Source organism: Pedobacter hartonius, assembly GCF_900107535.1.
Classification (GTDB): domain Bacteria; phylum Bacteroidota; class Bacteroidia; order Sphingobacteriales; family Sphingobacteriaceae; genus Pedobacter; species Pedobacter hartonius.
This window is the reverse complement of record NZ_FNRA01000014.1, coordinates 1-23,326: the sequence shown is the minus strand read 5'-3', so window position 1 is coordinate 23,326 and position 23,326 is coordinate 1. Positions and strand designations below refer to the sequence as shown.

Here is a 23,326-nt window from a genome sequence, read left to right as displayed (position 1 = left end):
AATATTAGCTACATAACGGGCTTAAATAAAGCGTGGTATTGAAAAGATATTTTTCACCGGTTAGATTTACCCTCCCGCTAATATAGATTTCAACCTTTTTTTTAACTTCAGCGATTTTAATTCCTGAGAATATTTTTTCTACCTCCGTCATTTTGATTTCCAATCCTACCTGATATAACCTTGGTTCGTAAGTGGTAATTGATTTAAGCAATGACTGTCTGAATTTTTCCTCCCAGATCCTTTCACTAATCACCAATTCGAAATCAAGGTCCCATATTTCACATCCAAAATCCGGGTTATGCCTGTGTTCTCCATATCTTGTAAAGATAATCAGTTCAAGGTTTTGGGATATAGACTCACCCAGATTCGAGGTGTCCAGATCGTGATTTGAGAAAATACTTTTTAATTTAAATGGCTTGCTGTACAATAAGTTTGACATTTTAATTATTTTATTATGATTAATTTAAATTAATTAATACAATTATGTTTAGTATTATTAAATTCAAAATGATTATTTTATTTAATGTAGTTTTTTGGTTAAAAAAAAATATGATGATACATGTCTGATTAAATTCTTTAAGGATAATTGATCATATATTTTAACGTTTAAATAGCGGATAATAATATTAACCTAATACCTTTTTTATGAAACCTATCAATGCTAAAGAATTAAATAAATCATACCGGGTATTTTCCCTGAATTTTTTAGCGCTCGCGGCGTTTTCTATTCTATGCGTTTATTTCTTTTTTGCATCTACGCAATATGATTATGATCTCCTGTCGGATAATATGAAAAAAAGCCGGCAGTTGCTGGCCAGGAGGAGGGAGATCAATACCCAGTTTGATCTGATCCTATTAAGGTTTAAGCAGTTATCCAGATTTACTTCTACCAATTCTGAAGAAATGAATAACCAATCTGTTATGATTGATGAGATACAGAATGCAAATTTTAAAATTAAGGAGACCATCAAACAGCAGCAGTCTACCGCAGGTAGTTTTCTCCTGTATAAAAAAATGACCGATGATGTGGCACAAATGGCAGGAATACAGGATTCCCTTTTTACCACAAGATTCCGGATAGAAAGTACCAAAACGCAATTGGAATCATGCTTACAGGTAAATCATTCTGCTTCAGCTGCATTAAGTGGCCAGTTGTTTAAGAGATAGTTCGCTGCACCCAAATGAGACATACTGCTCGATTATACAAGGATGGGCATGGGGGGAATCCTGAAAGTGCAAAAACCAGGGATTTACTACATATACTGTTAATAATTACGTAACATGTAATACATACCTTTGCCAAATACGCAAGTCACCTCTAATTCGGTGAAAGATTTATGCAGGCAAAAGTTCAAACAGACGAGGAACTATGGATACTTATCAAACAGCATGACAGTTCTGCATTCGCAAAACTATACCTGCGCTATCTAAATCCTGTTTTTACTGAAATCCACAAAAGAATTCGCGACCGTGATCAGGCAGAAGATTTAACCCAGGAAGTTTTTTTGTCTCTTTGGGAAAAGCGGATGACCAGCAATCCCATCGGTAGTTTGTATCCATATGTCTACGGCATGGCAGTGAATAAAGTATTCAATTATTTTCGCTCCAGCAAAATTCCTGCAAACTTCATCGATGCCTGGGAAAGTCTTCCTGAAGATATCGCCCAGCTTACAGCATTGCCTGATGCATTCAAAGCTGCTGAAATTATCGAAATGGAAGCTTTGCTGAAACAGGAACACGAAAGTCTTCCTGAAAAGATGCGCCGTGTCTACGAACTGCGGTATGAAAAACAGCTCAGCATTGCTGAGATCGCCGAAGGCCTGTCCATCTCTCCGAATACTGTGCACAACCAATTGAAGGAAGTGCGCAGGCGGTTCAAAGCTGCCCTGAGGAAATCCAGTTTTCTTTGGTAAGCTAATCAGTCCCTGTTGTAACCATATTGCTCTTCTAAATGCGGTTTTCCTGCCGTTCCAGGTTAAGGAATTAATTGCAATATTAATAAATCATTAATTCGCATTTTCCGTATAGCCGAAATTTCATTTCCGGTTACTTTATCAATAGAGACCCTGATATCAGGTGTCTGTTGATCACATTGATATGCCAACACAACAAGAATTAGAGCAGCTCCTCTACAAATATACTTCAGGCACCAGCACAGCTGAAGAAAACAGATTGCTGGAGGCCTGGTTCCAGCGCATTGGACAGGGGCAGAAAGCTGAGGATTTGAGCGATGCCGACAAATACCGGATGCTGGAAGCTTTTAAAAAACTTCCCGGGTTTGCAAAGGATCAATGGGGCATCGCACCGGTGGTTGTGTCGCGGGAACCTGTGGCAGCTCAGCCAGTGCCAAAAATCCGGCAACTTCTCAATTCCAGAGTGATTGCCGTTGCAGCATGTTTACTGGTGCTGGGATCTGTCTGGATCATCACATTGACCCTTCGTGATAACACACCCCTGAATCATAAAACTGTCTTGTCTGCGGAAAATCAGATTGTTCAGACAGGAACAGGACAGATTAAAAAAATAAGGCTGAAGGATGGCAGTACTTTACATTTAAACGCCAACTCCAGGGTTCAGATCCCCGGGACTTATGCAAGCACAAACCGGATTATACAGCTTGAGGAAGGAGAGGCCTATTTCGAGGTGGTAAAAGATAAAAAACATCCTTTTATCGTAATAACTCAAGCGCTCCGGGTCCGGGTGCTGGGAACAGCTTTTAACGTCAGTTCTTACCGTGAGTCGAAGTCTTCAGACGTACGGGTTAATCATGGTAAAGTAGAAGTGAGCGACAATAAAAAATCTGTACTGGCAGTATTGAAAAAGAACCAGGCCATTACCTATGACAGGCGGACAGGTAAAGCTGAGATCTTGACGACAGATGGTTTTTATGCCAACTTATGGATCAGCGGTTCCGTTCTGCTCACGCAAGCCAGCTTCAGCGATGTAGCGCTACAATTGAAAAACCTATATGGGGTCAAACTGATCAGCAGCCAAAATAAAATCAAGGGCTACAGTTTTAACCTGACCATTAAAAAAGAACGTTCACTGGAAGCAACACTGGATGTGATATGCGGAATTCACCAAAATAAATACAGGAGGAAGGGAAATGTAATCGAAATCTACTAAACTAAAACAGGCACCATAGTGGTACCTGTCTAATTGTCAACTGTCACGACCAGCTTGAGACCCTGTCGTGGTGGTTATTTAATAACCCTTGATGAACAAGAATTCAAAAATATGAAGAAAAGAACACTTCTTTACCAAAATTATATTAAAGCTTATATTTTAATTGTTACCCTGGTACTATCTTTTCCACAGATGTTACTGGCCAATTCAACAGAAGACCAGGTACTGGCACGCAGAATTTCGATAACTTTTGACAATACAAATCTCCGCAAGGCCTTCAGTCAGCTGCAGCAGGTCCGCAATGTTGATATGGCATATGATGATAAGCTATTGCAGTTAGATACGAAGAATATCAAAGCAAAGAAATTTGACAACGAACAAATCTCTGCAATTCTTAATTATCTGCTGAGCGGAACAGATATTACCTACTCGCTGAGCGGAAAAACTATTTTAATCCTAAAAAGGCCACCCACGCAGCAGCAGGGAATATCCGGGAGGGTAGTTGATTCGGCCGGTAAAACATTTCCGGGTGCAAGCCTGAAAGTAATGGAGACTAACCGTACCTACACGACCAATGCTGAAGGTTTTTACACGATCGCTTTACCCTCAGGCAGCTATACCATTGAAGCCGCCTTTATTTCGTTTGAAACACAAAGAAAGACAGTAAAAGTGGAGAACGGAACGGGCGCAACTGTTGATTTTGTTCTTCAAACCTCCGAAAAGTTGTTAGATCAGGTCGTAATTGTTGGTTATGGAAGCCAATCCAGGCGCTCACTGTCCACCGCGATCAGCAGTTATGACGGCAAAAAAATGGAAGGTGCTCCGGTGAACTCTATCGGCGATAACTTAAAAGGCAAGCTGGCAGGAGTGAGGGTGGCAACTACCGATGCGCAGCCAGGCGCCAACCCCCAATTTCTTATTCGGGGCGGATCTTCAATCAATCAGTCAAATGAGCCTATCATCATGGTGGATGGTGTGCAGCGTGACATCACGGGATTGAACCCAAATGATATTGAATCGATAGAAGTATTGAAAGATGCGGCCTCGGCAGGTATATACGGCGCAAGGGCATCAAACGGGGTGATACTGATCACCACTAAAAAAGGCGGACGGCAGGATCCTCAGATTATTTTTCAGTCGGAGGCAGGAATACAGCAACCGGAAACCAAATTCAATCTCGTGAGCGCAGCAGATTACCTGAGAATCTTACGGCCTGCGCTGGCCACGAGTCTGTTCCCAGGTGTACTTAGCGGTGCCGAATCTGCGGGAACCGGTAATACAGAAACTTCGATCTGGACTACCAGATATCTGAATCCGGGAGAGGCTGTCCCCTCCGGCTGGGAGTCCATCGCTGATCCTGTAGAGCCCTCCAAAACATTGGTTTTTCAAAACAACGACCAGCAAAAGCAATGGTTTGGAAATGCGGCCTGGCAGTCGCACTATATAGGCGTAAATGGTGGGCAGGATAAAGTAAGGTATGCCGCATCGGCCGGATACAATAAAGATTCCGGTATCGGTGTAAACACAGGCTTTTCGGCACTGACCTTTCACGGCAATACCTCTTTCGACCTCAGCAAAAAACTGACAGCAACCACAATATTTGATTACGCGCAGACGGACCTTCAGGACCTGCCTGAAAATAAAAGGGCCAGCGTGACCAGGGGTTTATCTATTCCCTTTACCCATAGAGATTACCTGGCAAATGGTACACCGGCACTGGGACCTAATAATACGACCCTTCCTGCTGCATTTTATAAACAATATTATGACCGCGGTAATATCCAGAAGCGCAGCACTGCTACTTTTAAATTGAACTACACTATTCTGGATGGATTAAACGCTGTGGCGCAGTTTACTAACCACAACCGGAATACCCGCAGCAATTCATTTACCAAAGGTAATGCGATCAGCACATTGCGGGAAACTTATGAGGGTTTTTCGGAATTGAACAGGATCAATTTCCAGGGATATATGAATTATAAGAAGACCATCAGCAATGCTCATCAAATCGACCTTCTTGGTGGTTATGAATATTATAATGATAAGATCAATACTTTAAATGCAGGGGTGACCGGCGCAACATCTGATAAAGTTCCGACACTCAATTCAGGAACCCAGGCAATAGCCGGTTATCCGAACAGTGCCCGTACAGAAGAGGCGATCATCTCATATTTTGGAAGGGCAAACTACAGTTATCTAAACAGATACCTGTTTTCATTAACCATGCGTGCAGATGCATCATCGAAATTCTCAAAAGAAAACAGATGGGGATACTTCCCGGCAGGTTCAGCAGCATGGATCGTGTCTGACGAGAACTTTTGGGGGCACAAAAATACAGTCAATTTCCTGAAGCTGCGGACGAGTTACGGATTGACAGGAAATAATGGTATCGGTCTTTTTGATACTTACGGCAGCTACATCAACGGCGTTAAGTATAATGGAAATTCCACTATTCAACTGGGCACCATGCCGAACCTTGGCTTAAAATGGGAAACTACCGCTCAATTTGATGCAGGTGTGGATATGGGCCTGTTCAATAATAAGTTACAGTTAAGTGCTGACTTCTACAACAAGGTAACCAGGGACCTGCTCTTTAATATTTCATTACCTGATATTACCGGTTATAATTCTGGTATTGCCAACGTCGGAAAAGTAAAATTTTACGGGTTTGATTTTGAATTGAATTCAACGAATATCAAAAAGCAGCACTTCGAGTGGTCCAGCAGTTTCACTTATAGTTATAATATGAATAAGGTATTGAAACTAAATAATAATGGGATCGCACAAAACCGTATAAATGGGATCATTATGGGCAATGGCACCCAATATGGCGGTATTGCTGAAGGGGAACGGCTGGGTGGAATATTTGGGTATAAAGTTGATCATATCATTCAAAACCAGGCTCAGGCGGATGCGGCATTATACGATGCACTGTCAAGAGGCTTTCGCGTGGCTGATGGAAAAAATTCTGCCTCCAATCCTGCACTGGCCGGCCGGAAAGACATTGGCGATTATGAGTGGGTAAACCGTCCCGGTTCTACTAAAGGGGTCAATGGCAATGAAATTATCAACGCAGAGGACCAGTTTCTGCTGGGTAACGTAAGCCCGCATTCAACAGGTGGGTTAACCAATACTTTTAAATACAAAAACTATTCACTGGGCATTACTCTTGATTTTGCTTTGGGTCATACCATTTATAATGCGCTTCAGGCGCGCTATTTTATGGCAACCTTTGGAAATGCGAATTATAACCTGGTATACGATGTTCAGGAAACCTGGAAACAACCTGGCGATGATACAAAATATGCGAAATTTACTGTAAACGACCCGGATTGGGGTAACAGTAATTTCTCCCGTACCTCCAACATTTTTGCCCAGAAGGGAGATTACCTGTGTATAAGGGACGTGGTATTTACTTATGACCTGCCAAAGGCATGCATTTCAAAGCTCGGCGTAAAGGGTTTAGCGCTTTCAGTAAGAGGAAATACCCTTTATTATTTCACTGCTGTCAAAGGTGTATCACCAGAGGCGGTTACCTCCGGGGGCTTATATACCTACGCAGATACCTATGACTCCAATTATAATCCTTATCCGCCCGCAAGGAAAATCCTCCTGGGTGTTAAAGCATCATTTTAATCAGAATTGACTTAATTATCAAGCTAAATGAAACTTAAAAATACAATTTGCCTGCTCGTATTCTTCTTGGGTAGTATTATTTTACCAGGTTGTAAAGACGATTTAAATATTATTCAGGACAGCAGAATATCCTCTGCCAACATGTGGCAGGATGAAGGGGATATCAGATCTGCCGTTTTCGGCATGTACGATTACCTGCGCAGCAGCTTCAAAAACAATTTGTTATACTGGGGGGAGTACCGTAACGGATTATGGGGGCCGGGAACTAACAATGTCCTGCACAGCAGCGATATGTCGGCCGTATTGTCCGGAACTATGAATTCCACCAACGCATATGCGAACTGGTCCAGTCTGTATACAACGATTAATCAGGCCAATTTAATCATAAAATATACAAACCAGGTTACGATGAGTCAGGAAGGTAAAGATTTTGCCTTAGCCAATGCGTATTACACCCGCGCATTTTGCTATTTCTGGATAGCCAGGATATGGGGGGATGCCCCGCTTGCAACCAAAGGATTTGAAGATGCAGGTGATGACCTGTACCTCGCAAAGTCGCCCCAGAATGACTTATACAAACAGGTAGAAGCCGATATCAGGTCGGCCGAATTGTCAATGAAACCCAGCTTTACCACCAGGACAACGGCTAATCCGGCGGCATTGGCCATGTTAAAGGCCGATTTCGGTTTATGGATGTACGCTGTCCCCAAGGCCGGAGATAGCTATTTGACTATGGCTGAAACTGCAATACAGTCGATGGCTTTATCCGCTGACCGTCTGGAGACAGATTATGCCAATATCTTCAGCGCTGCGAACCAGTCGGGAAAAGAGGTTATTTTTTCTTTGTTTCAGGAAAATGGCGAATCAACAGGCGGCTTTGCAATAGAACACTTCTGGAACCGCGGTTACTTAAAACCTGAATTTATCAACACGGCAGTGCCTATATCCGAAAACCAGTGGTGGTCTTATAATTCCAGATATGTGAGCCTGATACGCAGTGATGCGAGCGACAAGCGGATCATCAGCACCTATGGGCATGGTGCATATGGCACAAATGGTAATGAAATCGGCTGGCCAAATAAGTATGCCGGTCAGATGGTTTCAGGCACGCGGGTATTTGATTCAGACATCATAATTTACAGGTATGCGCAGGCCTTCCTTTTTGATGCGGAAATTAAATACTACAGGAAGAACTATGCTGCTGCACTTGCCTCTTTAGGGATAATTACCAACAGGGCTTACGGAAAGCAAAACTATTATATAACGACCAGTGACGCCGGTATTTTAAATGCAATTGTCAATGAAAACCTGAAAGAGCTGGCTGCTGAAGGCAGCAGCTGGTGGATGCTTGTGCGGACCAATAAGATCTGGGAGTATAATGCGAGTCTTGCAAGCCAGATATCAAAGAAGAATATTCTTTTATGGCCAATCACCCAATCGGCATTAAACCGGAACAACAACCTGAAGCAGACCGAAGGCTGGCAATAATCATTTCATCTGAAGCATCCATTACTGCTGTAAGGGCGGTGGATGCTTTTTACAATCAATAGCTAATGAAAATAGTATATATAATCCTATTGACCTTGCCGGCTATAACCGCAAGTGCAATCCAAAAAGACAGCAGCACCGTTTCGTTTGCCGGAAATCTGGTGATAGATTCACTGCCGAGACCAAAAAAGGTGAATAATCATGTTGTTGCTCACCGGGGAGGATCCATGGAGACAGGTGTGCCGGACAACTCGCTGGAGGCATTGAATTATGCTATGGGGCTTAAATGTTATGCCTCAGAATGTGATATCTATATCACTAAGGATAATAAGGTTATTGTTGCACATGCAGATGGTAATGATAAAATCAATGGCTTACATCCCTGGGAGGCAACTTATGAAAAAATAGCTTCAGTCGCTAAACTCCCTAACGAGGAAACGATCCCGACACTGGAAGTTTATCTTGACAGGTTGCTTCAGGGCGGAAGTACAAAATTGTGGCTTGATGTAAAATCAATTTCCAGTATACAACGCAGCGAAGCTGATGAATTAACATCCCGCTGCTCGGAACGCGCTTCCGAGATCGTGCGGCAGAAGAAGGCCAACCACTTTGTTGAGTTTATTGTTGCCGGAAAGGATATTTACGACCGTACGCTCAAAGCTGCAAAAGGCGACTGGCCATGTGGGCTAATGGATACAGGACTTTCTCCGGAAGATTTTAAGAACAACGGATATAAATGGGCCAATTTCCAGGATACCAAAGTTTTTTATCACGATGGTCAATTGAAAGGTGCTTATTCCATCCGGGATTATACTGATGCCGGAATAGCTGTTAGTGTATACCATGTTGATACAGAACAGGATAAGGCCTGGTATGTTAAGAGAAACGATGTGTATGCATTAACCACCAATTATCCAAAAGCTTTGTTAAAAGCCCTGGCTGAAGAACGCTAATCTCCGGGACGTTATGGTCTGTAAACAAAAGGCTTTAAACATATATTTAAAGCCTTTTGTTTACTTTGATTATACACTAGTGCGAAACGTAATAGCTGAATATTTATTTTTCCAGATCCCTATAGGCTCAGAAATTATTTCTAATTTAGTATCAACCAAATAATTTCTAATGACAACGAACCGCCTGATTAACGAAAAAGATCTGCTGAGGCGCTTGCAAAGCGGGGACGAAGCAGCCTTTGAAAGGTTATACAGGAATTATGTGGATCCGGTCTTTCGTAAGACACATTACCTCACCAAATCCGCACAGATCGCTGAAGAACTTACGCAGGACGTTTTTTTAAAAATATGGGAGCGCAGGGCCTCCATCGATCCTGAAAAATCTTTTGGTGCCTTTGTGCACCGTATTGCGCAGAATCTGATCACAGACCTTTACCGCAGGCTGCTGCACGACCGGGCACTGCGCGAACATCTGGTTAACTCAGTTACTGAACTATATGACCCGATGGCTGCCGATACCGACCGGCAACTGATCTGGCAGGCGCTGGATTCTCTGCCGGCGCAGCGTAAAAAGGTGATGGCATTGGTGAAGATAGAAGGCCGGTCCTATCAGGAAGTGAGCAGTCTGTTAGGGATATCTCCATCAACGATACGCGACCATGTGGTGAAAGGCACTAAAAGTCTTAAGGCTTATTTCATGGATAATGAGCTGACACTGATACTTATAGCCGCATCCCTGACCATCGCGGCAGTAACGAAGTAAAAAATAAATTTATCCGGGCAGACCTGATCCCGTTTTTGTTCGTACTATGATGAAAACCTTACAAAATTGGCCGCAAAAGAAAACCTGGACGAACTTTACAAGCGATTTTTGCGCAATGAATGCAATCCTGCTGAAATCAGCAGGTTATCAGAGCTTTTTGATGCGGCCGACTACCAGGTGTTACAGGAAATGGTACGTCAGCAACTAGATGACCCATCCGCTACCATTCCATTCCGGAGCAGCAATCAATACCGGTACGACCGGATTTTCAGGAACCTTAAAGAACATACAAAACCATCCAGACCGGTCAGGAGCCTCTGGGCGAATATCTCCGCAGCAGCCGGGCTGATACTGCTGGTTGCGTCCGGCGGTTATTTCTGGTACCAGAAGGTTAGTCCAAAGCCAGTTCTTGCGCTGCATCAGGTGCACAAAGACGTTAAGCCCGGAGGCAACAGGGCCTACCTGACCTTATCTGACGGCAGAGAAATTAACCTCAGTGGCATGAAATCCGGACGTATCGGAAGTGATGGGGGAAACGATATTCTGCAGGCAGTAAACGGAGAGATATCCTATGTTGATGGTCAGGCAGTTACTGAACAGGGACCTGCAGCGTTAAACACTTTGCGCACTCCGAACGGGGGGCATTACCGGGTGATTTTGCCCGATGGTACAAAAGTCTGGCTCAATGCGGCCTCACAGCTCCGGTACCCGGCAAATTTCGAAGGTTTGCAGCAACGCAAAATCGATTTAACGGGAGAGGCCTATTTCGAAGTAGCCAAAGATCCTCATCATCCTTTTGTGGTGCAAACAGATGACCAGCAGATCAGGGTATTGGGCACTCACTTCAACGTAAACGCTTATCATGACAATGGCGGAAGCAAGACAACTTTGCTCGAGGGCAGTATTCATGCCCGTGGCAAACAGGCGGAAGTAACTCTCGTTCCCGGGCAGCAGGTGAGCACTGTGGCTAAGGGCAGGTTGAAAGTTGATCCGGCCGATCAGGAAATTGCTGTAGCATGGAAGAATGATCAGTTCATGTTCGAGAGCGAACCCATCAGCATCCTGATGAAAACATTGGCCCGATGGTACGATGTTGAGGTGGTTTACGGGAAAGATGTTCCGGATATCCGCTTCAACGGTGCAGTATCAAGATTTGAAAATATCTCTGAGGTCCTGAAGATACTGGAGTCTACCGGCAAAATCCATTTCCAGATCGACGGCCGTAAAGTGCGCGTCATTAAACAGTAGAATTTCTATAACCAAGTATAAATAACCATTTAAACCTATTCATATGGACAAATTATTACCCTAGCTCGGTCTGAGCGAAAAAGCAGGGCCCGATCAGATCGAACCCTGCATGCCGTTTGGCTCAATTTACTTTATTCAACTGTTTCACCGCAACTGCCTTCGCCTGGAAAGTAATGGCATGTTGCTTCACCAAACAAAACAAATGTATAGAATTTATACCAATCGAAAAGGTATAGCCAGAAGGCTATTGCCAAAAATATTGCGGATTATGAGACTGACGATCATTATCCTGATTGCCTCCCTAGTGCAGTTAAGCGCTAACACACTGGCGCAGCGGGTAACTATTTATAAAACTAATCAAAACATCATCAGTGTGCTGCGGGAGATCCGTAAGCAAACCGGCTATAACTTTGTGATCACTGACGACCAGGCAGAGCAAAGCAAACTCCTTACTTTGAATGTCTCAGATGAGGAATTGCCGAAAGTGCTGGATGAAGTCTTCAGGTCTCAGCCCTTTGACTATAAGATCGAAAACAAGACCATTATTGTTTCCGACAGGCGCGGAACTGCGGATCCTTCGCTGAAAGCCGGAGCGCAGGACCCTGTGGAGATACACGGCAGGGTAGCCGATGAAAAAAATGAACCGCTGCCCGGCGTGACCGTTAAACACAAAGAAAGCGGAACGGCGGTATCGACTAACGCAAAAGGGGAGTACCGGATCAGTATTGCCGGCACAAGGGGAACGCTGATGTTTTCTTCACTGGGTTATGAGACCCAGGAAATAGCCATCACTAACCGTACTCAGATTAATGTTACGCTGAATTCAAGCTCCAGTAGCCTGAACGAAGTGGTGGTGATCGGATATGGAACCGTAAAAAAGGAGGCTGACCTTACCGGATCGGTAGCGCATCTCAACGGAAGCAAGATACAAAACCGGCCGGTAACCGGTGCGCTTGATGGACTGCAGGGCCTGATTCCGGGCGTCAGCATCAGCCGCACAGGCGGACAGCCCGGTCAGCAGGGATTTGGCCTGACCATCCGGGGGGCTTCGTCCATCAACGGAAATGCTCCGCTGGTACTCATTGATAATATTCCTGGAGATCTGAACCTCATTAATCCGGAAGACATTCAGGACGTTACGGTGCTGAAGGACGCTACTGCTGCCATCTACGGTGCACGGGCTGCCGACGGCGTGATCCTCGTAACCACCAAAAGGGGAAAGCAGTCGGGAGCACCGATTGTGACCTATGGTTTCAACCTGGCGGTGAAGAAAGTTGGCCTAAGAAAAAAGGCAGCTACTACCGACCATTTTGTAAGGATGTTTAATGAAGCAAATAAAAATGACGGGGAGAAGCAGACATTTTCTGATGCCACCCTGGAGAAGATCGCAAACAACGACCCTGGTGTTGGTCCGGGCGAAAACAGGAGTGTCGAGTCATTCCCTATGTTCTATCAGAACCATGACTGGTATGGCAGACTGTTTAAGACCGCGTACCGTCCAACGCACAACCTCAGTGTATCCGGCGGCGGCGAAAATTCCTCTTACCTGGTTTCTTTCGGGGATATGCGCGATAATGGAAACATCTCTGAAGGAAAGAATCTTTCCGTAAGGGACAATCTCCGTATTGCGCTGCAAAGTAAGATTACCAATGAGCTGAGACTGGAACTCACAACGGCCTACGACTATCTCAATACCCAAACGCCTTCACAGTTGCACGATGCCATCAGCAATGGACTAAAAATCTTTTCTTATTTACCTGAAAAGACTCCCGGAGGCAACTATTACGGTTATCAGGGGTATGAGAACCCTGTACAGGAGCTCATAAAAGGTGGAAATGAGACCATGACCAATAACCGCTGGAGCAACAATGTCAAGCTGGATTACGAGCCGCTTAAAGGTTTAATATGGACAGGTCAGGTGGGTATCAACCTGGAACGCATAGACAACGATGCGAATTTTCAGACCAATACAGAATATAACTGGGATGACACGCCAAACCTGCTGATACGCAATAACCCGAACAGGGCAACGTTCAGAAATTCCAGTACGATTTATAAAAACTACAGCACCTATGTAAACTACTCGAAAACCATTGGCCGGCACGACATCAAAGTCATGGCAGGTGCATCACAAGAGAAGTTTAAGCAGGATTCAAAGTATATCCAGGGGCAGGACTTCTTTAGCAATGACATCTTCACACTGCCGCTCTCTGATAACACAAACCTGCGGGCGGGCGACGCAAGGGACTGGAACCGGGATCCCTGGGCACTGCAGTCCTATTTTGGCCGCGCCAGCTATTCCTTTGCAGGTAAATACTATTTAGATGGTACGCTGCGTAAAGACGGCAGTTCAAAGTTCGCTCCCGAGAAGCGATGGAGCGCAATCTATCCCAGTCTTTCTGCGGCATGGAAGATTTCGGAAGAGCCGTTTTTTAAACAGCTCTTCAGCGATAACAAGATTAATCTTTTCAAGCTGCGCGCCTCCTGGGGCAGAACCGGTAACCAGGATATTTCACAATTGGGCCTGTTTGATTATGTACAGTTGATCGATGTGTTCGGTCAGTATCCTGTAGACGGTACCTCGGCAGCCAGACTGGCAGCGCTTAAGGGGCTGTCTTCTCCACTGCGTACCTGGGAAACCATTGAAACAAAAAATCTGGGTGTAGACCTTTCATTATTTGCTTCTAAACTGTCTGTGTCATTTGACCTTTACCGAAAGACCAATAATAACATGTTGGTGAGTATCACCTATCCAACCACACTGGGGGCGGCAGCGCCAACATCAAACGCAGGAACACTTAAAGGCAAAGGCTGGGAATTCAACGGGCAATGGAATGATAAGATTGGCCAGGTCAGCTATAATGTCGGCGCGATCTTAAACTATAATTCCAATGTGGTTTCGGACCTGCAGGGGAATGATAACTATAACCTCGGGCTCACGCAAGCCAGGCAGGGCTATCCGCTGAATTCTTATTTTGGGTTTAAAGGCAAGCTGATCAGGAACCAGGCCGAACTGGATGCTTATGCTGCCAAATTTGGCGGCAAAGGCGTTGTACCTTCCGCACAACCCAATGGCTATGGCGGTTTAGGAATAGGTGATGTGATGTACGAGGATATTGATGGTGACGGACAAATCACTGTTTATGGTGATAAATCCAAGGGGCTTAGCGGAGATGCTGTTAATTTAGGTTCTCAGATCCCGAAGATTACGTATAGCTTAACCGGTGGCTTTGCTTATAAAGGATTTGATATGAATTTTATCCTGCAGGGTACCGGCAATAAGTATGTTTGGAGAGGTAATGGTAATTTCGGTGTGCCGCTGGCACATTTCTGGTTCCAGCCACTGGATTATTTCTATGGCAAAACTTTTACTGCCGAAAATCCATCAGCCCAGTATCCCCGTCTTTCTAACAATGAAACGGTGAAGAATAACAATTACCAATTCTCTTCAGCCTGGCTGGAGAATACCCGTTATCTGCGGATGAAGAACATTACCGTGGGTTATACATTCAGCAACATTCAGTTAGCGCGACTCAAATTACGCAGTATCAGGCTTTATCTGAGCGGTCAGGACCTGTTCGAGTTTGCCAGCGGAACACGGAATGGAAATTACGATCCGGAAGAAACCCGTGTGCCAACGATCAGCGATGACGCTGGAAATGTAGATTTTTATGAAAACAACTATCCCATGTACCGTACATTTTCGATGGGCGTAAATGTCAAATTTTAAAATCCTGAAGCAATGAAATTACTTAAAATATCAAGCATCATCCTTTTGATCATCGCCACTTCGGCCTGTAAAAAGGCTCTGGACCTGGAGCCACAATCAGATATTTCCGATTTCACCTACTGGAAATCTGCTAATGATTACCGGCTGGCGGCAAACTGGTTCTATAACTATTCCCTGGATGATCCGCATTATAGTGGATCCTACATGAATGATAACAATTCCGATATCGCTTTCGGCACGGAAGTGAATACCATCAGTTCCGGCAGGTATGTGCCGCCGGAGCAGGATCCGAACTGGGATGATAGCTATGCGGCAATCCGTAATGCCAATAAACTGGTTGCAGAGGGAACTGCTTCTTCGATTAAAAATGAAGTGAAGGCTTTTCTTGGCGAAGGATATTTCTTTCGTGCCTACAACTACTTTCGCCTTCTGGATCTTTACGGCGGGGTTCCGATCATAGATAAGGTTTTGCAGCCAGATGACCCGCTGGTGTTTAGCGAACGCGCCTCACGTGAAGCAGTTTTGGATTTTATACTGGGCGACCTCAATAATGCGATCGCTAATTTGCCTGTGAAGGCCAGCGTAGAGAAAGGCCGGATCTGTAAGGAGGCAGCACAAGCGCTGAAGGCACGTATCTGTCTCTTTGAGGGTACCTGGCGGAAGTTCCATGCTACAGGAGACGGAAATGCTTTACTGGATCAGGCTATCACAGAATCAAAAAACGTGATCAATAGCAATGCTTACGCACTCAACCAGCTGAGAGGTGATTCCAGTTACCGGATGATGTTTATCGACACCTACAGCATGGAAAACCCGGAGACGATTATTTCCAAGAAATACCGCACCAATATCAATGTTAATGGTTGGGCCTATGGAGTATCCTGGGGTAACCTTAATCCTACAAAAGCTGCTGCAGATCTGTATCTCTGCAGAGACGGATTGCCGATAGAGAAGTCTCCAGCCTTTAAAGGTTACGATTCCACCCGTACAGAGTTCCGCTTCCGCGATCCGCGGATGGCACAGTCGCTCATCGTGCCGGCAACAAAGATCGTTCGCCCCCAATATGATAAATATCGTCCGCAGTGGCCGGGGATTGACAATAACCGGAATGTGAATTCAGGATATATGCTCTATAAATTTATATCTCAAATGGCCACACCTGGTGATGGTGGCGGTGCGTTTGATTGGAATATCATCCGCTATGCGGAGGTTCTGGCTATCTTTGCAGAGGCAACATACGAACGTAACGGATCGATTTCAGACGCAGAACTAGACCTATCCATCAATCTACTGCGCGACCGCGTGAAAATGCCACATCTTACCAATACCCTTGTGACAGCTAACGGATTGAATATGCAGACAGAAATCCGGAGGGAGAGGACGGTTGAACTGGCTTTCGAGGGTTTCCGCTGGGATGACCTGCGAAGATGGAAAACTGCCGAGTCAGAACTCAGGAAATCTGTTTTGAGCGTAAAGGTGACTGGTTCAGAGTGGTCTAAACAAGTGATCAGCCTTGATGGTGAAAGCTACAACAGTTATTTTTATAATACTCCGGCCTCGCAGTTAGAGAACGGATATAAAGTGCTGCAGCCAGGGTCACAACGCGCGTTCGATGTGGCGAAGAACTATCTGCTGCCAATACCTACAAAACAGATTTCGCTGAATCCGGATAAGCTCAAACAAAACCCGGGCTGGTAATTCATAAAATTGTTAACTCAGTAAACAACGTCTTTGGACAAATAACGTTAATTAAATAATGGACAGACGATCATTCGTAAAAAATACATGTTTAACAGGCGCAGGACTTCTGGCAGGCGCGCAGCTGCTGAAAGGAATGCCAATCCGTATGCTGGAACCATCGCAGCTCATGGGCGGACGGTTTATCACCCTCTGCATTATGATCAGGACTACACCCTGGGAGGTTTCGCGGGACGTGAAACTTCACCCGCGTGATGAGGAAAAATGGCATACCCTTGAAGGGGTAAAAAACCTTCGTGATGCTTTTGGTTCCAATAATCCGAAAGGTCGCCTGACCTGGGGGTTTACACTGAATGCACTTGAAGATCGCCGGTCTAATTATGTTCAGATCCGCGAGTATGCTGCCTACTGTCAGGCTACATATGGTGATGAAGTAACGGTCTTTCCAGGTTACTTTCCAGCGATGTACCTGCCACCGGCGCGAATTAACAGCGAACTATCAGAGGCCTTAAGGATCATCACAGGATTTGTGGGCAAAGGTTATAAACCACAATCCGTCATCGGTGGTTTCCTGCCGGCAGAGTCTTTGAAATATCTCGCAGAGAAGGAACATATACATGTAGCACAGGCCGTGATCTGGAGTCAGCATAATATTGATGGGGGGGGAGCAGACGGTTCCCCATCCTATCCCTATTATCCCTCAACTGAGCATTTTTGCAAGCCGGGGCAGCACAAAAAGGATCTGATCGACTGCGTGAACCTCGATGGATGGTCTATGGATTTCATCTGTGCAAGGCAAAGCGGCCAAACGGGTCACGAGATCACAGGTTTTAACAGCAGGCGGGGAGTTGGCCCGATAGAAACTTATAAAGGATGGGGCCTGGATTTAGGACACAGGGAAGTGATGCATACCCAGTCGATTCATTTTGACAAGGGTGTTGAGCTAAATGGTTTTGGCTGGGTGCCCAATATCTGGGAAGCCCAGATGGTATATGAGTTTGGAATGGATTTTATCTGCAGCGCGATGAAGTTATGGGTAACTGACACCTTGAAACGCTGGCCCGATGCTCAATTTGTAAGTTTTGGCGAGTTTGGTGAAATATGGCGCAGCCACTATAAATCCAACGATGATTACAGCTATAAGTTTGTTGAACGGGGCTGCGGACTTGGAGATTCGTACAATAACCTTGAGATCCGCTGGTTCATGAATAAAGGTTTCAGGCTGGCGCTGCTTCGCGACTGGCATCACCGGACACCTGAAATGGTTATTGATTTTACACGATACGACCTTCCGGCGAAAGAACCAACAGGCGCCAGGCCGGATAAGCCAGTGAAGGACTGGAGCCTGATCAACCGTATTAATCAGAAAGGGCTGCGGGCTGAAGACAAGCCGGTGATGCTGAAAGATCTTACTGCCGGTGAGCAAGAATTGATCTACAGCTACTGTCCTGAACTTAAACCCCGGTAAACCTATTTTCTATGCAAACCAGTCACTACTATTTACTTTTAAATATGCCCAACTTCATCAATAAAATACATGGTATTTCCCTTGTCTTGCTTCTGCTTTTGTGCAATTTTCCGGCATTAGCCCAGAAAGCTGAGCTTCCAACACCATGGACCGAACAGGCCAAAAAGGAAGAAGTGCCGCTGAAAGAATATCCCCGCCCGCAAATGCAGCGTACCGAATGGCTCTGTTTAAACGGTAAATGGGATTATAGAGGAGGCAAGTCTGCACCCAATGCCCTAAATCCGCAGATTGAAGCATCATTTGAAGGCGTCAGCCAAAAGATCCTGGTGCCTTATTGCCCGGAATCGTATCTCTCCGGTGTGCAGAAGAAGCAGGAGATCAACTTGTGGTACCGCCGCACATTTGAAGTTCCGGTCTCCTGGAAAGGTAAGGATGTCTTGCTGAACTTTGACGGCGTAGACCATGATGCTACCGTTTTTGTAAATGGTAAAAAAATAGGCAGTCATTCCGGTGGTTACGACGCATTCAGCTTTAATATTAAACCCTATTTAATTAAAGGCCGAAATACGATTGTAGTTGCTGCATACGATCCTAACGATGGCAAGGCACCTTCCGGAAAGAATAGCTCGCGTGGCGATTATACTTTCAGCTCCGGCATTTGGCAAACCGTTTGGCTGGAGCCGGTTTCCAGTACGCACATTAAAAGTATTAAGCTTTTGCCTGATGTGAATGGCAAGCGCCTGAAAGTGCTGGTAAATACCATCGGTGCGGGCAATGTGACCGCTGTTGCGCTCAGCGGCAGAAAGGAAATAGCGCAATCTAAAGCTGCTGCGGGTACCTATTTCTATTTGCCGATTGAGAACCCTGAACTATGGTCGCCGGATCATCCCTTTTTATATGATCTGAAGATTACCTTACAGAATAGCAATGGCAGTATTGCAGATGAAGTAGTGAGCTACTTTGGTATGCGCGATATTAAGCTAGCCAGCCTGAATGGCGTTATGCGCCCCCTCATCAATGGGAAATTCGTCATGCAACTGGGATTGCTTGACCAGGGCTACTGGCCGGATGGGATATTAACTGCACCTACTGAAGAGGCTTTGAAGTCTGATATCGAATATACCAAAAACGCAGGTTTCAATCTGATCAGAAAACATATGAAGACCGAGCCACAGCGTTTTTATTACTGGGCCGACAAGTTGGGCTTACTGGTTTGGCAGGATATGCCAGCGATATGGTATCAAAATGAAGACACGACTGCTACCCGCCGTATGTTCCGCAAGGAGCTGAAAGCGATAGTTGATGACCACTATAATTCCCCGTCCATCATTACCTGGGTGCCATTTAACGAAAACTGGGGTGCATTTGATGTGAAAAACATTACCGCCTGGCTCAAACAATATGATCCTTCGCGCCTGGTAAACGGCAACTCTGGTTTCAATAACAATCCTCCATACCAGAAACCTTATGGCGACCCTGGCAACGGCGACTTCGTTGATACCCATATTTATGTTGGCCCGTATGGTGCATCGGTGCCTGATGATAAACGCGCAGCCTCATTAGGTGAATTTGGCGGTGTTGGCCTGTTCGTTCGCGATCATATGTGGCCGGTTGAGAATAATGCATATGAATTTGAGCCGACGCGCTCCGCGCTTACCGACAGATATGTTTTCCTGATGGAGCGCGTAGAACAATTGATGAAATACAAAGGGCTCAGCGTTGCCGTCTACACCCAGACTACCGATGTGGAACATGAAGTGAATGGTGTACTTACCTACGACCGTAAGGTTGAAAAAATGGAAAGCAAACGGATCAGGGAAGTGAATCAGGCCGTCATTCAGGCGGGGAATGATTTGAATAAGTAATGTCGCATACACCGGATCTTGTTGACGAAATGAAACTAAGGCAAATGAAGAAACACCTCATATTTCTGGTCATACTGTGCCAGTATACATTCTCTGTAACGCAAGCTCAGCAGCAAGCTGTCAGTAAAGAAAACGGACCAAAAATTATCAACATTGTCAATTTTATCAGAGACATTGAGCCCCGTGACTCCGCTGTTACAAAAGATGTCCTGTATCAGACTGTCCTGAAGCAAATCCAACTGATGAAGAAATATCATCTGGGAGGAACATTCCTGCTGCAATATGATGCGCTGATTGACAAACGTTATCAGGATTTGCTGAAAGCGTTACCTAAGAATGAGTTCGAAATCGGCGGCTGGTGGGAGTTGCCACAGCCGCTGATCGAAAAGGCGGGTATCAAATGGCGCGGCAAGTATGCATGGGACTGGCACTCCGATATCGGTTTTTCAGTAGGCTATACTCCAGCAGAACGGGAGAAAATCATTGATGTTTATTTTGCTGATTTCAAAGCGGTATTTGGCTATTATCCTAAATCGATCGCTGCCTGGGTAATTGATGCCCACTCCCTCAATTATATGTATGACAAGTACAAGATCGTGGCTTCAGCAAATTGCAAAGATCAAGTCGGCACAGATGGATTTACCCTCTGGGGAGGCTATTGGAACCAGGCCTACTATCCGAGTAAATTAAACGCCTATATGCCGGCACAGCAGCAGAAGCAACAAATTCCGGTTCCGGTTTTCCGCATGCTGGGCAGCGATCCGATCCGTCAATATGCAGATGGACGGACGGTAACCACTTTAGAGCCCGTCTATGCTCATGCCGGCGGAAATGAGCAATGGATCAACTGGTTTTTTCAAACCTTTGCCAACGATCCCGCACTAGGCTTCAATTATACACAGGCGGGTCAGGAAAATTCTTTCACCTGGGATGCGATGAAGAAAGGCCTGGAATGGCAAATGCCGATAATCGCAGATTTGAAAAAGCAAGGGAAGGTACGCGTCGAGACTTTGGCTCAGTCGGGAGAATGGTTCAAACAGAATTTTAAAGTTACCCCGGCAACTACCTTTACCGTAACTAAGGATCTTGGTAATAGTGATAAGAAAACCATGTGGTACAACAGTCGCTTTTACCGCATAAACCTGCTCTGGGAAAAAGGTTTGCTGCGCATTACCGATATCCATTTATTCAATGAACAAATCCCTGATAAATACCTGAAGGCGGTAACTACGACCAATCAGAGTTTCTTTTATACACTGCCGGTAGTGGATGGATTTCAGTGGGGCAAAGCCAATCAGCCTGAGGGCTTTCGCTTAATGATGAAAGAGGGCGGCAGGGAAGTTCCTGTACAGGGCGGTGACCCCGTCTTTACTAACGTGAACCAGACTACGGCCCGCGCCACCTGGCCGCTGGCAAAGGGTTCATTCGAATTTGAGATGGGCGAAAACGCAATTACGATTACAGCAAAGGGTCAACCTGCTTCAGATTGGTTTTTGGATCTCTATGTAGCCGATAAAGATAAAACTTCATTCAAAAAAATAATGGATAATAGTGCACGCTACGAGTTCCATGGTCATCCCTACCGGATAAGTCCAACGCAGGGAACTATGGAAGAAACAACCAATGGCAGTTTATACCGGATCCGTCCCAAGGGGGACCGTATTTTATTTAAATTAGCAGATAGTGAAGGAAAAGAATCTCGGTAAATGGAACTGTACCAATGAGTTTTGTCATTTTTTAACGAACAATCGGGCAAACCTTATTACATTTGCCTGTTCAACCCGAAGTAATATTATTCTTTACTCAGTTTTAGAAACATCAAACTAAGTGCTTTAAAACAACATGCCTACTGCGTCGTTTTTAACTAGTTATAATTGATGTAATGGATATATAGTCATACTGTAATCAGTATGGAGTCAAATAATTCAAACAAGCCGCAGCCTGCGGCAGCCTGAGCTTTTTTAGCATTTGAACAGAGAGAAACTTCTTCCGGAACCGCATAAAGCAGAATATCACTTTGGAATGGTAAATACAGAGCCTGGGGCACTTCAGAATTTGATAAATCGTGCGATTTTTGCTGTGGTCTACAAACGAAAAACGCCTTAAAAATAAGTTTAAAGCGTTTTAGTGTATTTTAATTATACATTGGCGGAGAGCGGGGGGCAGAACAAACCAATTTTAAATGCACTCCAGGCTATATATATTCTCTTTTTTGTTTGTAGTGCACTTGTTTGAGGCACCAACAAAACAACATGAAACGCATATACTTGTTGATTCTAATTTACGGATATAATTGTATTTAAGCGAATAATTTAAATTTAGAATGGCGATCCTAAATGCCAGTTTGACCAAAACAAATTAGAGAACATTTTTTTATTTCTATTTTCAGTAAATTTACTCTTATGAACATACAGGCAGAGAAACTTAATGTGTTACAGCAGATCATCAATTCTGATGATGTGAATCTTATCAAGGATATCAAGTCACTAATTAATAACAGGAAAATGGACTGGTTTGATCGCTTAAGTAAAAGTCAACAGAATAATGTTACAGAAGGGTTAAATCAACTTGACAGCGGAAATTTCTTCAGTCACAAAAAGGCAAAGAAAAGATTTGGGTATAAATAATGACAATTGTCTGGTCTCAAAAAGCAGGGGAAACTTTCAGTGGAATATTGATTCTCTTAAAGAGAATTGGTCTCAGACTGAGGTTGACAATTGTGAAAAAAGTTAATTAAATTTGTAACATGAAATTTGTATTAGATGTTAAAGAAAGTAAAGTAGCGATGTTAATGGCATTACTGAATGACTTGCCATATGTGAAAACTAAGCGACCAACATCTAATAAAGCAAAAGTTTTAAAGGATGTAAAAGAAGCTGTTGATGAATTAAATATGGTGCTGTCTGGTAAGCTGGAAGCGCGTAATGCGGACGATTTACTCAATGAGCTATGAGGTTCAGTTGTTTTTGATAAGAGTGAACATGAAAATATCCCAGATATAGAACTTAGAGAACTTCTCGAATTCATCGATTAAGTTACAATCTTAACAATTGTATGTGATGAGCAAAGACGTCGCTTTCCGTATAACCTTCTTTTTACTCGCAGTGACATTAATAATATTGATTGTTTTAGAAGCCTGCAACATACTAAGCCATTTATTAGACACAGAGATATAAAGCTTAAAGCTATCATAAAAAAATTGCAGAGACTTTTAGTATATTTTGTTCAGTAACGAATTATATTATTAATAATTTTATGGGAGTGTAAAGTGAACTGTGTCAACATCACTTCTTCCTAGGTGGAGGCTTCTTCAGCCTCCACCTAGGAAGAAGTCGCCGAAGGCTTTCAATC

General features: G+C 44.4%; 16 protein-coding genes. 15 read left to right on the top strand and 1 reads right to left on the bottom strand.

Going from position 1 to position 23,326, the window contains the following annotated elements; translation table 11 throughout:
- Nucleotides 1-4: 4 nt before the first annotated feature.
- Nucleotides 5-439, bottom strand: coding sequence for a GPW/gp25 family protein (locus BLW16_RS19945; RefSeq protein WP_090559648.1), 435 nt, complete (start codon nucleotides 437-439; stop codon nucleotides 5-7).
- 206 nt (nucleotides 440-645) lie between these two features.
- Here BLW16_RS19945 and BLW16_RS19940 point away from each other — a divergent pair, with 206 nt between their 5' ends.
- The 15 genes from BLW16_RS19940 to BLW16_RS19870 all read left to right on the top strand — a co-directional run bounded on the left by BLW16_RS19940 (nucleotide 646) and on the right by BLW16_RS19870 (nucleotide 22,928).
- The gene (locus BLW16_RS19940; protein WP_090559647.1) at nucleotides 646-1,167 is read left to right on the top strand and encodes a type VI secretion system TssO; all 522 of its coding nucleotides are present in this window, start codon (nucleotides 646-648) and stop codon (nucleotides 1,165-1,167) included.
- A 170-nt stretch (nucleotides 1,168-1,337) separates the two neighbouring features.
- Nucleotides 1,338-1,913, top strand: a complete 576-nt coding sequence (locus BLW16_RS19935) for an RNA polymerase sigma factor (protein ID WP_090559646.1) — start codon at nucleotides 1,338-1,340, stop codon at nucleotides 1,911-1,913.
- Between the two features lie 184 nt (nucleotides 1,914-2,097).
- A complete protein-coding gene (locus BLW16_RS19930) occupies nucleotides 2,098-3,126 on the top strand; it encodes a FecR family protein (protein WP_090559645.1) in 1,029 nt (342 codons plus the stop codon).
- Between the two features lie 111 nt (nucleotides 3,127-3,237).
- Nucleotides 3,238-6,762: a SusC/RagA family TonB-linked outer membrane protein gene (locus BLW16_RS19925; protein ID WP_217631605.1), complete on the top strand. Its 3,525-nt coding sequence runs from the start codon at nucleotides 3,238-3,240 to the stop codon at nucleotides 6,760-6,762.
- A gap of 27 nt (nucleotides 6,763-6,789) precedes the next feature.
- The gene (locus tag BLW16_RS19920) at nucleotides 6,790-8,250 is read left to right on the top strand and encodes a RagB/SusD family nutrient uptake outer membrane protein (RefSeq protein ID WP_090559644.1); all 1,461 of its coding nucleotides are present in this window, start codon (nucleotides 6,790-6,792) and stop codon (nucleotides 8,248-8,250) included.
- 65 nt (nucleotides 8,251-8,315) lie between these two features.
- A complete protein-coding gene (locus BLW16_RS19915; protein ID WP_090559643.1) occupies nucleotides 8,316-9,203 on the top strand; it encodes a glycerophosphodiester phosphodiesterase in 888 nt (295 codons plus the stop codon).
- A gap of 169 nt (nucleotides 9,204-9,372) precedes the next feature.
- Complete coding sequence (locus BLW16_RS19910; RefSeq protein ID WP_090559642.1) at nucleotides 9,373-9,966, top strand: RNA polymerase sigma factor; 594 nt, start codon at nucleotides 9,373-9,375, stop codon at nucleotides 9,964-9,966.
- Nucleotides 9,967-10,032: 66 nt separating this feature from the next.
- Nucleotides 10,033-11,214: a FecR family protein gene (locus BLW16_RS19905; protein ID WP_090559641.1), complete on the top strand. Its 1,182-nt coding sequence runs from the start codon at nucleotides 10,033-10,035 to the stop codon at nucleotides 11,212-11,214.
- Between the two features lie 268 nt (nucleotides 11,215-11,482).
- Complete coding sequence (locus BLW16_RS19900; RefSeq protein WP_175470653.1) at nucleotides 11,483-14,944, top strand: SusC/RagA family TonB-linked outer membrane protein; 3,462 nt, start codon at nucleotides 11,483-11,485, stop codon at nucleotides 14,942-14,944.
- 12 nt (nucleotides 14,945-14,956) lie between these two features.
- Nucleotides 14,957-16,642, top strand: a complete 1,686-nt coding sequence (locus tag BLW16_RS19895; protein WP_090559639.1) for a RagB/SusD family nutrient uptake outer membrane protein — start codon at nucleotides 14,957-14,959, stop codon at nucleotides 16,640-16,642.
- Between the two features lie 58 nt (nucleotides 16,643-16,700).
- On the top strand, nucleotides 16,701-18,110 hold the full coding sequence (locus BLW16_RS19890) for a DUF3863 domain-containing protein (RefSeq protein WP_090559638.1): 1,410 nt from the start codon (nucleotides 16,701-16,703) through the stop codon (nucleotides 18,108-18,110).
- An 11-nt stretch (nucleotides 18,111-18,121) separates the two neighbouring features.
- The gene (locus BLW16_RS19885; protein ID WP_245735397.1) at nucleotides 18,122-19,975 is read left to right on the top strand and encodes a glycoside hydrolase family 2 protein; all 1,854 of its coding nucleotides are present in this window, start codon (nucleotides 18,122-18,124) and stop codon (nucleotides 19,973-19,975) included.
- A gap of 44 nt (nucleotides 19,976-20,019) precedes the next feature.
- Nucleotides 20,020-21,681, top strand: coding sequence for a hypothetical protein (locus BLW16_RS19880; RefSeq protein ID WP_139298364.1), 1,662 nt, complete (start codon nucleotides 20,020-20,022; stop codon nucleotides 21,679-21,681).
- A gap of 696 nt (nucleotides 21,682-22,377) precedes the next feature.
- A complete protein-coding gene (locus tag BLW16_RS19875) occupies nucleotides 22,378-22,602 on the top strand; it encodes a hypothetical protein (protein ID WP_090559635.1) in 225 nt (74 codons plus the stop codon).
- A 119-nt stretch (nucleotides 22,603-22,721) separates the two neighbouring features.
- Nucleotides 22,722-22,928 carry a hypothetical protein gene (locus tag BLW16_RS19870; protein WP_090559634.1) on the top strand — a complete coding sequence of 69 codons (207 nt, stop codon included), beginning with the start codon at nucleotides 22,722-22,724 and terminating at the stop codon, nucleotides 22,926-22,928.
- Nucleotides 22,929-23,326 lie beyond the last annotated feature (398 nt).

Excerpts from the sequence above, each read along its gene's own strand:
- BLW16_RS19945 (WP_090559648.1), bottom strand. The coding sequence starts at position 439 with ATGTCAAACTTATTGTACAGCAAGCCATTTAAATTAAAAAGTATTTTC.
- BLW16_RS19940 (WP_090559647.1), top strand. The coding sequence starts at position 646 with ATGAAACCTATCAATGCTAAAGAATTAAATAAATCATACCGGGTATTT.
- BLW16_RS19935 (WP_090559646.1), top strand. The coding sequence starts at position 1,338 with ATGCAGGCAAAAGTTCAAACAGACGAGGAACTATGGATACTTATCAAA.
- BLW16_RS19930 (WP_090559645.1), top strand. The coding sequence starts at position 2,098 with ATGCCAACACAACAAGAATTAGAGCAGCTCCTCTACAAATATACTTCA.
- BLW16_RS19925 (WP_217631605.1), top strand. The coding sequence starts at position 3,238 with ATGAAGAAAAGAACACTTCTTTACCAAAATTATATTAAAGCTTATATT.
- BLW16_RS19920 (WP_090559644.1), top strand. The coding sequence starts at position 6,790 with ATGAAACTTAAAAATACAATTTGCCTGCTCGTATTCTTCTTGGGTAGT.
- BLW16_RS19915 (WP_090559643.1), top strand. The coding sequence starts at position 8,316 with ATGAAAATAGTATATATAATCCTATTGACCTTGCCGGCTATAACCGCA.
- BLW16_RS19910 (WP_090559642.1), top strand. The coding sequence starts at position 9,373 with ATGACAACGAACCGCCTGATTAACGAAAAAGATCTGCTGAGGCGCTTG.
- BLW16_RS19900 (WP_175470653.1), top strand. The coding sequence starts at position 11,483 with ATGAGACTGACGATCATTATCCTGATTGCCTCCCTAGTGCAGTTAAGC.
- BLW16_RS19895 (WP_090559639.1), top strand. The coding sequence starts at position 14,957 with ATGAAATTACTTAAAATATCAAGCATCATCCTTTTGATCATCGCCACT.
- BLW16_RS19890 (WP_090559638.1), top strand. The coding sequence starts at position 16,701 with ATGGACAGACGATCATTCGTAAAAAATACATGTTTAACAGGCGCAGGA.
- BLW16_RS19885 (WP_245735397.1), top strand. The coding sequence starts at position 18,122 with ATGCAAACCAGTCACTACTATTTACTTTTAAATATGCCCAACTTCATC.
- BLW16_RS19880 (WP_139298364.1), top strand. The coding sequence starts at position 20,020 with ATGAAGAAACACCTCATATTTCTGGTCATACTGTGCCAGTATACATTC.
- BLW16_RS19875 (WP_090559635.1), top strand. The coding sequence starts at position 22,378 with ATGAACATACAGGCAGAGAAACTTAATGTGTTACAGCAGATCATCAAT.
- BLW16_RS19870 (WP_090559634.1), top strand. The coding sequence starts at position 22,722 with ATGAAATTTGTATTAGATGTTAAAGAAAGTAAAGTAGCGATGTTAATG.